The organism is Acidimicrobiales bacterium (genome assembly GCA_030747595.1).
Lineage (GTDB): Bacteria > Actinomycetota > Acidimicrobiia > Acidimicrobiales > MedAcidi-G1 > UBA9410.
On the sequence record JASLKK010000005.1, the window covers coordinates 41,323 to 55,029 of the forward strand.

Consider the following 13,707-nt stretch of genomic DNA (forward strand, 5'->3'; position numbering starts at 1 on the left):
CCAACCCTAGACGCGAGTCGGCGTGTATCCCGTCACCGGTTTCGACCGGGCGCCAGATCTCTGATCGCGTCGTCCACGTCGACCCCGGCAAGTGGCACGATGCTCAATACCGGCGTGGTGATGCCCGCGGCTACGTAGCGGTCGATGTGTGTCCGACATTGATCAGGGCTTCCGTGCACCAACAGGTCATCGACCACTGAGTCGGGCATCGCGTCCAGCGACGCGGAACGATCACCGGCATCCCACCGCTCCCAGTGCTCGCCTAGCACGTCGCTCCGGCCCATCCACTCGTGGAACGCCCGGTAGACGGGCACGTTCACGTAGGCGGCGATCAACCGCTTGGCCTGGACCACTACGGCGTCTCGATCGGGCGACGGGCAAACGAACAACCGGGCTGCTACCTCGGGCTCGGGGCGGCCGGCCGCTGCCGCGGCGTCGCGGACAATGGTGGTCACCGTGGTCGTATCGTCGACTGACAGCCAGTTCACCACGGCCCCGTCGGCCTCCCGACCCGCCAGTCTGAGCATCCCCTCGCGCAGAGCGGCCACCACGATGGGTGGCGCCTCGTCCGGAACGTTGCCCAGCCGAAATCCGGCAATGTCAAAACTCTCATAGGACTCCGTGACCTTCTCGCCGGTAAAGGCCGCTCGTAGGAACCGAACCGTGTCTCGTACCCGGGCGTACGGCGCCTCGAATCCGATGCCGTTCCAACGTTCAACGATCACGTTGGAGGAGGTGCCCAGACCGAGGACGAAGCGACCGGGCGCCGCGGACGCCATCGACGCCGCGCTCTGGGCTAGCAGTGCCGGCCCCCTGGTGAACGCGGGGAGGATCGCCGTTCCAAGCCGCAACTCGGGCGCCCAGATGGAAGCGAGGGCCAGCGGGGCCAGTCCGTCGTGGCCGTCGGCTTCGGCCGTCCAGGCATCGGTGTAGCCCTGTTCGACCAGTGCCCGGAACCGGTCGGCCTGGCCGGCCAGGGGACCGGCGAACGGCACCGTCATTCCGTATCGGGATCCACCGGTCATGACTTCTCCCTCGAGGATCGAGGATTCCGGAACTGGCAGGTCTGGCTGGCAGTGGCCAGCAGATGGCCGTCCTCGGACCAAAGGTGGACGGTCCCATGGGCATAGCCGTGCACGAGGCTGCTGATCCGTACGTCGACGAGGATCCAGTCGGTGTCGACCGGGTCCACGACCCGGAGGGTGTTGTCCAGGCTCTGACCGCCCCCGAGGCCGCCGCCTACCGCGTCCCGGCCGCCCCACGGCACGTAGTCCCCGAGTACGGCGAGGAACGCCGGGTCGACCACCAGGTGGTCGGGCACCCGCACCCACATGGCTACCTGGCCGTCATCCATTGCCGGTTCGTTGGCCTCGGTCCGACCGCGGACGAGGCGACGTTCAAGGTTGGCCGACACCGACCGGGTGGCACTCCGACTGGGAAACGCCGGACAGTCCATGGGAGGTAGCGCATCTGGCGGTACGACCCACACGCCAGAACGTTCGACGTCACGCCGCCCGAGGGTGGCCACCACGGCGATTACCTCACGGCCGTCGACGTGCCCACGGGCCCTGGCCTGTGTGGTGGCCCGCCCCTCGGCCAGCATCTCGACCTCGAAGGTGAGTAGCTCACCGGGTAGGGCGTGGGAGATGAACTGACCGGTGGCCCACACCAGCGGTCGACCGGCGTCCAGTTCGAGGGCTCGGACGGCCGCACCGAGGCCGGTCCCGCCGAACAGGCGCCCCGCACTGGAGCACTCGTCTTCGGTCAACGGCAGGACCCAGGTGCCCGGACGGTCGCCGCGGACCAGTTCCTCGCTGAGATACGACCTCGGTGACATGCACGGATGATGCCGTCGTTGGGCCACAACCCGCACACCCGGCGTGAAACCACAGGTCAGAGCCATTTCTGAAATCGCTGTCACACCCCATCTACATGATGGAGTCATGACAAAGCAGCTCCGATTCCCCGCTGGTTCCACTGACGCCCGATCCCGGTCCGTCCTACGACACCTCGACGAACACACCCGCCAGATCGGCAGGGCCGGGGTGGCTAGCGCGCGGGCCGTCCTCGCCTCATGTGCGCCGACGATCCTCGAAGGGGGTGCCGGCGTCTCGGGTCGAACCCGCCCGCCGCTCGCTCTTCCACTGGAGGAGCTCGCCGACAACGCGGAGAGTGAGTTGCCGGCGGCAGCCTGACCCACCATGTGGACCAGCTTGCTCTTCGGCTCCCTAGCGTGCGGCAACAGCGAGTTGCGGGCTGACCTGGATCGGGGCCACGCAGCGCTCATCAGCTGGCCGGACCTACGCGACGCTCCGCGGGCGTAGAAGCAGATCCCCGTGCGGGCCCCGACTCAGAACTCGGTCCGTCTAGCCAGATCGGACAACAGACCGTTCCACTCGAGCGAACCGAAGACCGGACGCAGGTCGAACACGTACCGGGCGTAGGCGTTCTCGACCTTGCAACGGCCGGTCATGAACGCCACATCAGCATCCAGATCGCCGGAGAACTGGGCCACTGCGTCGGCGTACTTCCAGGTGACCATGGCCTCGGCCTCGCCCTCACGACCCACCAGTACCTCCGAGATCCGGCCGTCGGCCACCACCAGGCGGAACTGCACCTTTCCGTGGGGGGTGCTGGTCATCACGAACCGCACCACACCGTCCACGCCGGGCTGCTCGGGTAGCGCGGCGCCACCCTCGGCCAGCGCGGCGATCCACTCCTCGGACAGGAACGAGAGCTCAGCCATCAAGCATCCACCTCGGCCCGGACCCCGGCAAATAGGTCGTCTTCGATCGGCCCATCGGTCAGAAACTCGGCGGGCTCCACGGGCTGGCCGTCCACGCAGCAGGCCTCTAGGCGGTAGTCGTCGAATGGATGGACGGTGCGGGCCGCCTCGTCGGGCAGGCCAAACCAGAACTTCGAGGTCGGGTCGATCTGGGTGGCGTGGGCACGCAGGGCTTCACCACGTACGTCCCAGTGGTCGGAGATGGGCACCTGTGTGGTGATGAGGTGGTCGCTAGACGGACGTTCGAACCACCCGTCGTCGTAGGGCGACTCGATCCCCAGTTCCAGAAACTTCGCGTGTAGGCCGGCGATCCGTGCCCGGGACCACATCGTGTAATAGAGCTTCGACGGCTGCCAGGCCGGGCCGGCTTCCGGGTAGCGCTCGGGGTCGCCCGCCGCGTGGAACGCCGGCACGGAGATGTCATGCACCTGGACATGGTCGGGGTGGTCGTACTCCCCACGGGCATCCGGATAGGTGACGATGACCTGGGGTCGGACCCGACGGATGATGGCCACCAGACGACCTACCGCCTCGTCGTGGTCGGCGTTGGCGAAGGCCTCGGGGCGGGCGTTGTGATCCGAGTCCTTCATGCCCGAATCCCGGTAGCCCAGCATGATCACCTCGTCGTAGCCGATGATCTCGGCGGCCCGAGCCAACTCGGCGTCGCGTACCGCAGGGAGGTCGGCATGAACCTCGGGCACATCCATGGCCGGGTTCAAGACGTCGCCCGCCTCTCCACCGGTGCAGCACACCAGGACGCAGTGCACTCCCCCGGCGTGCAAGGCGGCAACCGTCGCGGCCCCCTTCGATGCCTCGTCGTCGGGATGGGCGTGGACGGTCAATAGACGCAACGGCGCGTCGGCGGGGACTGAAACGAAGGTGGGCACGGCGCATGACGGTAGCGCCCGCTTCCCAACCCCCGGCGATACTTCGCCGGATCCGGTATCGAGGTCCGGTACGTTGGTCAACGAACCACGATCCCCACGAAGAGTGACAGGAGCGACCCGATGGATCCTGAGGTCTGGCGCTGGATCTGGCTTGGCGCCGCCGCGCTATTCGTCATGGGCGAGATCGCCATGACCGGTGCATTCTTCCTCCTCCCGTTCGGCGTGGGGGCCACAGCGGCCACCATCGTGGCCTTCGCTGGCGCCAGCGAACCCTGGTCGTGGCTGTCCTTCGTCTCCGTCTCGGCGGCCAGCTTCGCCGGACTCCGCCCCATGGCCCGACGCATGGCCCAGGGCGGCAACCCGGTGGGAGTGGGTGCCGGCCGACTGGTGGGCGAGACCGGCATGGTGACCAGCGAACCCGACGAGGCTGGGACCCGTCTGGGCACGGTACGAATCGGCCGTGAAGACTGGCACGTAGAGTCCGACGACGGTACGCCGTTACCTACCGGCACCGCCATCGAAGTCGTCCGCATCGAAGGCACCCGAGCCGTGGTGCGACCCATCAGCTGACCAAACCCGACAATCGAAAGGATCCCCCATGGCTATATCCGTCGTCGTGCTCGCCGTCGTCGCCGTGGTGCTGTTTGCCTTCGCCGCGGCTGGCATCAAGGTCGTCCGCCCGTATCAGAAGGGCATTGTCGAACAGTTGGGTCGCTACAAGGCCACCGTGGACCCAGGTCTCAAGCTCATCATCCCGGTCATCCAGTCGCTTGTCCGAGTTGACATGCGCGAGCAGGTCATCGACGTACCCCCGCAGGAGGTCATCACCAAGGACAACGTGACGGTCACTGTGGACGCCGTCATCTACTACGAGCCCACCGATGCCCAGCGCCTCATCTACAACGTGGCCAACTTCATGCTGGCCGTCACCAAGTTGGCCCAGACCAACCTGCGGAACGTGATCGGCGACATGTCGTTGGACAACGCGTTGACGTCACGCGACAACGTCAACGTGGCGCTTCGCGAGGTGCTCGACGACGCCACCGACAAATGGGGCGTGAAGGTCGTGCGCGTCGAGATCCAACGGATCGACCCGCCGACCGACGTCATGAACGCGATGCACGAGCAGATGAAGGCCGAACGCAACCGCCGAGCCGTGGTACTTGAGGCCGACGGCACCCGCGAGGCGGCCATTACCCGGGCCGAGGGCGACAAGCAGTCGGTGATCCTGGCCGCCGAGGGCGACCGTCAGCAGGCCATTCTCCAAGCCGAGGGTGAGGCCAACGCCATCCGGGCGGTGGCCGACGCCGAGCGCTACCGGGAGCTCACGGTGGCCGAGGGTGAGGCTGAGGCGGTCCGCAGCGTCTACCAAGCCATCCACGACGGTGGCCCGACACCGGATCTTCTGGCCATCAAGTACCTCGAGGCCCTCGGGGTGATCGCCGACGGTCGGGCCACCAAGATCTTCCTGCCCACCGATCTCGGAGCGACGCTCGGGTCGATCGGAGCGATCGCCGAGTTGTTCAACGGCGACGGCGACGGGATGGCGCCAGGAGCTGTATCTGTTCCCGAAGCGCCTGTAGAGGACACCGGCGAGGAATCCGCTGACTGACCTTTTCGGCCCGGCCGACCCGCAGGCCGAACTGGATCCCGATCAGCCGACGGGCAACAACTCGTCTTCGCCCTCGTCATCCTCGACAAGCTGCCAGCCGCACATGGCAGCCAGGAGGGCCTGACCTTCGTCGGGGCCACTGGCGATGATCTCGTCGCCCGCTGACAGGCGAACCTGACCTCGGGGCCGGTAGACGTAACCACCGCCTCGACGGACGGCCAACACGGTGAAGCCGGGTTCGATGTTGAGTTGCAGGACCTTGAGGGTGGCCCCGTCCACGGCGCTGTCGGTAGCCACCGGGAATCGAACCACCACCTCGTCGGCCTCGCCCAAGGCGATCCCCAGGATCGGGGGCAGTTCCTCACCCTCCTCGACTAGCCAGACCATGGCTCGGGCCTGATCGCCTAGGTCCTCGGCGGCCTCGGCTAGGTGTAGGAGACCGCGTAGCGACGACGGGTTCAGCCCCTCGGCAGCCGCACCTAGTACCCACAATTCGAGGTGGTCCTTCATCTCGTCAAGCCGTTCCTCGAGGTGGCCCACCTCGGCGGCCAGCCCACGGTCGCCGAGCACCAGCGCGCTGTAGGCCAGTCCGACGGCTGCTTCGGAAAGGTTCTTCATCTCGACCAGCACGTCAACGGCACGATCCAGATCGGTCAGGGCCTCGCCGTCCTCGGGGCGTAACGGTTCCCAGACCGGCGCGGCGGCTAGTTCGCGTAGACGGGTGATCCCATCGCTCGAGCCATGGAGGAACAACGCGTCGCCGGGAACCAACACGGTGTCGCCGTCCACGTCGGTGATCCACTGGCGACCCCGGCGAACCGCCATAACCCTCATTCCGGCCTGCACGGTCAACTCGAGGGCCGACAGGGGCCGGTAGGCCATGTGCGAGCCGTCGCTGACCAGTACCCGGTGGGATACCTCCTCGGCGTCGGATAGATCGGCCACCAGTTGGTGGGGAATGCCCAGACGGTGGGTGACGATCCGGGCGATGTCGACCGCGTCGTTGGCCATCCGCTCGATAGCCGAGACCACCTGGAGCACCGATGACATCCCCTCGGCGTCACGGGGGCTGCGGCCGGCCAGTACGCACACCGCGCGCATGTCGTGTACCAGCTCGCTCATCTGCTCTTCGAGCTCGTCGACCTCTTCGGCCATGTCAGGGTCGCCGAAGTAGACCGCGGCATAGGCCAGGTCGACCATCAACTCCGACATGTCCTTGGCCTCGGCCAACATGGCCCGCAGGGTTCGTGGTCTGTCGTCCATCAGTTCCTCACTCGATGTCCGGGGTCATTGTAATTTCGTTTCCTTCTGGGCCGGGAGAGATCATGTCGATTCATGCCACCCCCACGGCGAGCATTGCCAGGACGAGGGTGAACGCACCGATCAGGTCGAGCACCGAGAGCACCATCGGGATGCCGTAGGTGTCGGGGTCTAGGCCGAACCGGAAGGCGGCCATTGTCGTGTAGTAGGCCACGAGGACGACCAGCACGGTGGCCACCGCTCCGGCCATAAGCACGACCAGCAGCAGGTTGCCGAGCCCCGGTGTGGTTTGTCCGGTGATCACTGACGCCCCCTGGGCGAGAGCAGCACAGAGTACGAAGACCGGCACGGCGATTAGGCCGACCGAGCGAGCCTCACGGAGGCTGGATCGGCTGGGAAGCGGCTTGGCGTCGTCGAGGCCCAGGTGGAAGTGGGTGGACAGACGGCTGGACAGGATCCCGCCGAGGGCCCCGGCCGTCCCTAGGAATGCTGGAAGCAGCACGAGAAGCGCCTCGGCGGCCAACAGGTCATCGAGACGCTTCTCGACGGTCACTCCGGCCGCCAGGTCCAGCATGCCGGCCACGGCCAACACGGGGACCGACTGGCGGACGATCCGACGAACCTCGTCGAGCGGTGTTCGCCACGCCACGACCAGCACCGCCAGCGCTGCGGCAAGCACACCCAGTCCGACGGTGTCGGTAAGGCCGGCCCGGTCGGCCAACATGGCGGCCACCACGAGGGCGGGCACGGTGGCCAGGTCACCCAACGTGGACACCAGCGGCGCCATCACGTTGTCGAGGTCCCACCCGAAGCGGACCGAACCGGCAGCCAGTCCGACGGTGACCACTCCGACCGCTACCGAGGCCAGCAGTCCTCCGAGGGTCGAGACGACCACAAAATCGGCCAGCGTCATGGTGGGTGCGATGCCGAATACCACAGCTGTGCCCCGGGCCAGAACCCCGAGCGCCGCGCTGAGCACCAGCGAAAGGGCCGCCGCACCCAGCATGTTCTGGCCCACCACTCCGTCGGCCCGGGCCGACAGGCGGAAGGTTCCAGTGTGCACCGCGGTGCCCAGCCGGCTGCCCACGGCGCCGAAGACGTTGCCCCGCAGAGCGATGGCGCCCGGGACGAGTAGGAGCAGGCCGGGGAGGTCGGTCAGCATCCCCTCGGCGGACGCCAGCACCAGGCCACCGGCCGAGGCGGCCACCACGCCGATGACGAGCGCGACCAACCGTTGGCGGGTGTCGGCCGTCCGGACAGCCAGTGGAGCGCGGGTCGCGTAACGCATGCCTACCAGTGTGCTGGATTCCCAACGGCCGGCCGGGCTCTTTCCCTGGGGGCGTGCAGAACTAAACCAATAAATCCGAACCATCGGTCTGGCTGCTGCCCAAGTTCTTCCACACCTTGAGCGGGGGTGGGAGCGACATCCGAGCCCCTCGGTGTGGATGAGCGGGAGCGGGTTTGTGGTCCGAAGCTTCCCCGGTCAGGCTTGCCGGCATGGCAGACATCCATGGGACCTGTCATGAGACTTTCGAGATGGTCCGTGCGGCGTTCGAGAAAAACTTTACCGTGGGCGATCTCGGGGCATCTTGTGCCGTAACGGTTGATGGTGAGACGGTCGTCGACCTGTGGGGTGGGACCTCTGATGTGGCAGGCGAACATCCGTGGGAGAGAGACACCATCGTCAATGTCTGGTCGACGACAAAGACCATGGCTGCCCTCTGTGTTCTCATGCTCCAAGACCGAAATGCCCTCGACGTCGACCAGCCGGTGGCCAACTACTGGCCTGAGTTCGCGGCCAACGGCAAGGAAGCAGTTTTGGTTCGTCACCTGCTATCCCACTCGGCCGGGCTTCCCGGGTTCGACGCTCCGATCAGCGAAGATCAACTCTTCGATTGGGAGTACGTGTGTGAGCGGTTGGCCTCCCAGGCTCCGTGGTGGGAGCCCGGGACAATGTCTGGCTATCACTCAATAACCCAAGGTTGGCTGCTCGGCGAGGTTCTCCGCAGGGTCGACGGCCGCACGCTTGGGACGTTCTTTGCCGAGGAGGTGGCCGGTCCGACTGGCACCGACTTCCATATCGGCCTCGCAGACGAGCACTTCGGTCGAGTGGCCGAGCTCGACGTCAGTGGGGTCGGAGCTCCCAGGTTAGACCGGCAGGGCCAGTCGGAGATTCTTGACCGGGTCGATAAGCACGGCCGGATGGGCGCCGCTGTCGGAAACACAGATCGTTGGCGTCGTGCCGAGTTCGCGGCCGCTAACGGTCACGGGAACGCCCGCTCAGTGGCTGAGATCCACAGTGTTATTGCCTGCGACGGCACGGCCCAAGGGGTGACCTTGCTCTCGCCGGCGACAGTAGAAAAGATTTTCGAAGTTCAAACTGATGGTTATGACCCGATCCTCGGCGGGCCGATCCGGTACGGCCTCGGCTTCGGACTACGAAATGACACCACACCGATCAGTCCGAACGACCGGGCCTGCTTCTGGGGTGGGTGGGGCGGATCGTTGGCCGTCATCGACGTGGAGGCCCGCATGTCAGTGGCCTATGCGATGAACCAAATGTCACCCAATACGCTCGGCGACGGTCGGGCTGGCCGGATCCTGATGGCTGCCCACGCGGCCCTCCTGTAACTCCCCAGCTGAACCATCGGCGCCCCAACACTTGGGCCGTTTGCCGCAATGATTGGTTGAGATCCAGGAGGAAAGCAGATGTCCGAGACACGTGCTGCATGGGCTGAGTTGCTCGAGGTGTTGGCCGAGGCCGGTGAACGGTTTGCCGGCAAGGAGTGGATGGTGGTCGACGACCGCGATGTCGCCGAGGGCCACCGCACTATCGCCCACATTCTCCAGTCGGGACTGGTAAGCCACGCCGAGTTCGATCCGGAACGACCGGTGTGGCGCCGTATCGTGACGCCGACCCGCAAGTTCAGTGGCGACAATGCCGATGCCATCTACTTTGAGGCCCCGATCCGGGGCGACTGCACCTACCGGATCACTGGCAACTTGACCCAAGCGGTGTACACGGCGTTCACAGTGGAGGCCGGCGCCAACGACGGCTCGTACCCGGACCGCACCGACGGGATGCTCAACGACACACAGTTTGACGTTGCCGCCGACGGCTCCTACGAAATCACCCTCGGAGGTGAGCCCCAAGACCGGAATTGGTTGAGGCTGTCGGCCGATGCCGGCCGCCTCACCAGCCGCCACTACTTCGAGTGGGAGTCCTCGGCCGCCGGCGCCGATCTCCACCTACCGCTGACTATCGCAAACCTCAACCCACCCGACGAACCGCCGCCACCCTGGGACGACGACCTAGTGGCTGCTGCCATCAGACGGGTAGCCAACCATGTAAGAAGTAAGACCATCGACGGTCCCCAGCGGGCCGGACGAGCCGCGCCACCCGACTGGGTGGGCCAAATCCCCAATGAATTTCCGGTGCCTCAGGAACCCGGCGATGTCGCTCTATCGGCCGCTGACGCGCACTACTCGCTTAGTCGCTGGCTCCTTGGGCCAGATGAAGCGCTGGTTATCACCGGCCGGTGGCCCGTGTGTCGTTATGCCAGCGTCTGCGCCTGGAACCGGTTCCAACAGACCCTTGACTACGTGAATCGGCCGGTGAGTAGGAACAGGGCCACTACTGCCCTCGAAGCCGACGGCTCGTTCCGTATGGTCGTGGCCCACGCCGACCCCGGCATCCCCAACTGGATCGACACCGAGGGTCGGGCTTCTGGGACCCTGTTCTTCCGCTTCTTTCTGGCAGAGGGCGACATCGACCCCCTGGGCGCCGAAGTGGTCCCGTTCGCCGAGATAGGGACTTGACTCTGTCATCCCTCCCCTGAGGGGGCGGGCGTCACCAGCGCCCCAAGGTTTCTCTCAGTGATGGTTGACGCAGCCTTGGCACTCACGGTGGTGGCACTGAGGAGTCGGGTATCCATGAACCATGGAATCCGTCCGGGACCCTGCGGGGGAGGTGTACCCGGGCCACCGGCGGACTTGCTAGATCACCTCCGTCGAGGACCACTAGTTCTGCGGGGCCACCGGCCCGGTCGTTGACGCATACCAGCACCCAGACGTCGTCCTCGGTGGTCGAGCCATCCTTGGGGATGACCACTGGTTCGGCTCCGTAACGTCCCTTGCCGTGATCGTGAATGACCGAAGTGCCGGTCTCCACGTCGATCCGGGTGGTCGGTCCCAGCGTCAGGCCGTCCGCTGTGTACGCATACCGGTAGGGCCTGGTGACGACCCGTGGGTCGTGGGCTGGAAACTCGTGGTGGCCGTCAACGAGAGGCTTCTCGGTTACCCGCCGGGTCGTCGAATCCACCGTCCACCGAGCCAGTGTCGGGGCGCTGTCACCTATCGGGCCTCGTCGATCCTGATCAAACATCGAGTCGTACCGGCATACGTCGACCACCACGCCACCATCTCCGGTGTCGTAAGCGTTGACAGGGTGGAATACATAAGCCTGTGGGGCTTCGCACCACACCACCTCGTCGGCCGTACCAGCACGAGGCAGGACGCCGACCCGAGCCGGGTGATTTGGGTTCCAGGAGAACGGGAAGGGTGAACCACCGACGGCCATATCAAGGTCGAGGCATACCGGAAGGTCGTAGATGAGGACGTTTGTCTCGGTCAGCGACATGTCGTGGACCATGGGCATTCCGTCGACGGGAACGTCGGTCACCGAGGACACCGTTCCTTCTGGACCGACGACCACATGCTGTACCCGGTCTGGAAGGTCGGGGTACGCGTAGCAGACGCCGTGTAACTCACCGGTCGTCGGGTCGAACTTCGGGTGGGCGGTGAAGCCGGCAGGGAGTGAGCCTTCGAAGTCGTCGTAGTCGATGGTGTCCAGTTCGTAGGTAAGGGTCATCGGTGTTGTTCCTGCCTCGACCATGGCCCACGTCTTGCCGGCAAACCCGCCCACGGAAGTGTTAGGCCCGAAGTCTCGATCGCCGAAGGAGGTCCCGGCGGGGCGGGGCTCCCCTAGCGCCTCAGCCACCCTCGGGCCACGGACCCAACGGTTGCGGTACCACTCGGCTCGGCCGCCGCACAACCTCACACCGTGAACCATCCCGTCACCTAAGAACCAATGGTGGGTGGCCGGATCAGTTGGCCCCAGGGGATTCGGACCGTTACGGAGCCACCGGCCCTCCAACTCCTCGGGCAAAGTCCCGGTCACTGGTAGGTCCAGCGCTAGGACCTCGTCGAGCACCGGTGCCAGGGCGCCCTCCAGATAGGGGTTATCACCGACCATGGACAGAGCATCCCACAGGCCCCCGGACTACGACCCTGCGGACGAAATCGAACCCGACTTCGACGACCTGAACGACTAGACCTTTGCCTCCAGCACGACGCGTTCGTCCGACGGGCTTGGCCACCAGGCTCACGGCTACTGTCGGCGGACGCCCCTGACGTCTGGGCGCCGCTCACCGGAAAGGCAGGCAATGGCATACGACCTCATCATCCGCGGTGGGACCGTGGTGGACGGCACGGGCACCCCGCCGGTCACCGCGGACGTAGCCGTCGACGGTGATCGCATCGCCGAGGTAGGTCGGGTGGAAGGTCGAGCCCGTCGTGAGATCGATGCCGACGGGTTGGTGGTCACCCCAGGATTCGTGGACATCCACACCCACCTTGACGCCCAGATGGCTTGGGATCCGCTGGGCACCTCGGCCTCGTGGCACGGGGTCACCTCGGTCGTACTCGGCAACTGCGGGGTGACGTTCGCCCCCGTGGCCCCCGGTGGCAAAGAGATGCTGGCCGAGATGATGGAGTCAGTCGAGGACATCCCGGCCTCAAGCATCCTGGAGGGGTTGTCCTGGAACTGGGAAACGTACGGCGATTACCTCGACGAGTTGGACCGTCTCCCCAAGGGCCTGAACGTCGGGGGGATGGTCGGCCACTGTGCGGTTCGGCTAGCGGCCATGGGAGAGCGAGCCATGGACGAGACGCCAGCGGCCGCCGAGGACATCGAGGTCATGGCCACCATGGTCGACCAGGCGCTGGCTTCCGGTGCCCTGGGGTTTTCTACCTCGCGGACCCTGTTACATACGGTGCCCGACGGGCGATACGTCCCGGGTACCAAGGCCTCGGCCGACGAGTTGATGGCCTTTGCCGACGTGCTGCGTCACCGGGGTGGGATCTTTGAGGTAGCTCCCGCCTACGTGGACATTGGCAACGGGTCGGAGGACCCGGTACAGGACGAGGTCGGGCTGTATGCCGACATCAGCCGAGCGGGAGACTGCGACGTCTCAATGGCCCTGACCCAAGTTGATGCCGCCCCAGACCTCCACCGGAATGTCCTGGCCGCCGTAGACCGCGAGAACGCCGCTGGAGCCCGCCTCCGACCCCAGACCACGTCTCGCCAGATAGGGATCCTGTTCGGGTTGGATGGCCGAACCCCGTTCGACCGTTGGGGTTCCTGGCAGAGCCTGGCCGACCTCCCCTTAGGGGAGCGGGTGGCTCGCCTGCGCGACCCAGTTTCCCGGGCCACCCTGCTGGCCGATGCTGAGCGGTCGGTGTCCGACAACCGAATCGACTGGAACCGCATCTACCCGCTGAGCGACCGGCCGGTCCGTCACGTCTTCACCCCCGAGGACAGCGTCGCAGCCATCGCCTCTCAACGCCAGATGTCGGTGGCCGAAGCGATCCTGGATCTTCTCGTCGAGATGGACGGACGACGGGTCCTCACATGGCCGATCCTGAATCAGGACCTCGACGAGGTGCTGGACATGCTGTCCCATCCCCATGTGACCCTCGGTTTGGCCGATGCGGGCGCCCACGCCACCCTCATCATGGATGCCAGCCAGCCCACCTTCTTCCTCACCCACTGGATGCGCGACGAGGGACGCTTCACCCTGGAGGATGCTGTCCGGCGCCTGACCTCCGAACCAGCCGACCTATTCGGCGTCTCCGATCGGGGCCGGCTTGTCGCCGGAGGTTTTGCCGACATCAACGTGATCGACCTCGAAGGCCTGGCCCTCGGCTACCCAGAGATGGCCCACGACTTCCCAGGCGGTGCTCCCCGTTGGATCCAAGGCGCCAACGGCTACCGACAGACGCTGGTCAACGGCGAGGTCTTCCTGCAGAGCGGCCAGCACACCGGCGTTCTGGCTGGTCGGACGGTCCGCCTCTGAAGCGGGGCACGCTAGACCCCCTCAAGG

At 65.9% G+C, this 13,707-nt stretch carries 14 protein-coding genes; 7 read left to right on the forward strand and 7 right to left on the reverse strand.

The window, feature by feature from the left end:
* Positions 1-32: 32 nt before the first annotated feature.
* Positions 33-1,025 carry an LLM class F420-dependent oxidoreductase gene (locus QF777_05185; GenBank protein ID MDP6910940.1) on the reverse strand — a complete coding sequence of 331 codons (993 nt, stop codon included), beginning with the start codon at positions 1,023-1,025 and terminating at the stop codon, positions 33-35.
* Positions 1,022-1,837 carry a thioesterase family protein gene (locus QF777_05190; GenBank protein ID MDP6910941.1) on the reverse strand — a complete coding sequence of 272 codons (816 nt, stop codon included), beginning with the start codon at positions 1,835-1,837 and terminating at the stop codon, positions 1,022-1,024. Before QF777_05190 ends, QF777_05185 begins: the two co-directional genes overlap by 4 nt.
* A 106-nt stretch (positions 1,838-1,943) precedes the next feature.
* On the opposite strand from QF777_05190, the gene QF777_05195 reads away from it, so the two are divergent.
* Entirely contained in the window at positions 1,944-2,195 is a 252-nt protein-coding gene (locus tag QF777_05195) for a hypothetical protein (GenBank protein MDP6910942.1), read from the forward strand.
* 6 nt (positions 2,196-2,201) lie between these two features.
* Complete coding sequence (locus QF777_05200) at positions 2,202-2,324, forward strand: hypothetical protein (GenBank protein ID MDP6910943.1); 123 nt, start codon at positions 2,202-2,204, stop codon at positions 2,322-2,324.
* A 26-nt stretch (positions 2,325-2,350) separates the two neighbouring features.
* Here the strand turns inward: QF777_05200 and QF777_05205 are convergent, their stop codons facing one another.
* Positions 2,351-2,746: a hypothetical protein gene (locus QF777_05205; protein ID MDP6910944.1), complete on the reverse strand. Its 396-nt coding sequence runs from the start codon at positions 2,744-2,746 to the stop codon at positions 2,351-2,353.
* Positions 2,746-3,672, reverse strand: coding sequence for a mycothiol conjugate amidase Mca (gene mca, locus QF777_05210; protein ID MDP6910945.1), 927 nt, complete (start codon positions 3,670-3,672; stop codon positions 2,746-2,748). Before mca ends, QF777_05205 begins: the two co-directional genes overlap by 1 nt.
* Before the next feature lie 120 nt (positions 3,673-3,792).
* On the opposite strand from mca, the gene QF777_05215 reads away from it, so the two are divergent.
* Both QF777_05215 and QF777_05220 read left to right on the forward strand, forming a co-directional pair.
* A complete protein-coding gene (locus tag QF777_05215; protein ID MDP6910946.1) occupies positions 3,793-4,242 on the forward strand; it encodes an NfeD family protein in 450 nt (149 codons plus the stop codon).
* A gap of 28 nt (positions 4,243-4,270) precedes the next feature.
* A complete protein-coding gene (locus QF777_05220) occupies positions 4,271-5,284 on the forward strand; it encodes an SPFH domain-containing protein (GenBank protein ID MDP6910947.1) in 1,014 nt (337 codons plus the stop codon).
* Between the two features lie 42 nt (positions 5,285-5,326).
* On the opposite strand, the gene QF777_05225 is transcribed toward QF777_05220, so the two are convergent.
* Positions 5,327-6,547 carry a TrkA C-terminal domain-containing protein gene (locus QF777_05225; GenBank protein ID MDP6910948.1) on the reverse strand — a complete coding sequence of 407 codons (1,221 nt, stop codon included), beginning with the start codon at positions 6,545-6,547 and terminating at the stop codon, positions 5,327-5,329.
* Positions 6,548-6,617: 70 nt separating this feature from the next.
* The gene (locus QF777_05230; GenBank protein MDP6910949.1) at positions 6,618-7,832 is read right to left on the reverse strand and encodes a magnesium transporter; all 1,215 of its coding nucleotides are present in this window, start codon (positions 7,830-7,832) and stop codon (positions 6,618-6,620) included.
* A 209-nt stretch (positions 7,833-8,041) separates the two neighbouring features.
* Here QF777_05230 and QF777_05235 point away from each other — a divergent pair, with 209 nt between their 5' ends.
* Both QF777_05235 and QF777_05240 read left to right on the forward strand, forming a co-directional pair.
* Complete coding sequence (locus QF777_05235; GenBank protein MDP6910950.1) at positions 8,042-9,175, forward strand: serine hydrolase domain-containing protein; 1,134 nt, start codon at positions 8,042-8,044, stop codon at positions 9,173-9,175.
* A gap of 78 nt (positions 9,176-9,253) precedes the next feature.
* Positions 9,254-10,363: a DUF1214 domain-containing protein gene (locus QF777_05240; protein ID MDP6910951.1), complete on the forward strand. Its 1,110-nt coding sequence runs from the start codon at positions 9,254-9,256 to the stop codon at positions 10,361-10,363.
* Between the two features lie 82 nt (positions 10,364-10,445).
* Here QF777_05240 and QF777_05245 read toward each other — a convergent pair whose 3' ends face one another.
* Positions 10,446-11,798: a carotenoid oxygenase family protein gene (locus tag QF777_05245; protein ID MDP6910952.1), complete on the reverse strand. Its 1,353-nt coding sequence runs from the start codon at positions 11,796-11,798 to the stop codon at positions 10,446-10,448.
* A 190-nt stretch (positions 11,799-11,988) separates the two neighbouring features.
* Between QF777_05245 and QF777_05250 the strand changes: the two genes are divergently transcribed.
* Positions 11,989-13,680 carry an amidohydrolase family protein gene (locus QF777_05250; GenBank protein MDP6910953.1) on the forward strand — a complete coding sequence of 564 codons (1,692 nt, stop codon included), beginning with the start codon at positions 11,989-11,991 and terminating at the stop codon, positions 13,678-13,680.
* The last annotated feature ends 27 nt before the right edge of the window (positions 13,681-13,707 follow it).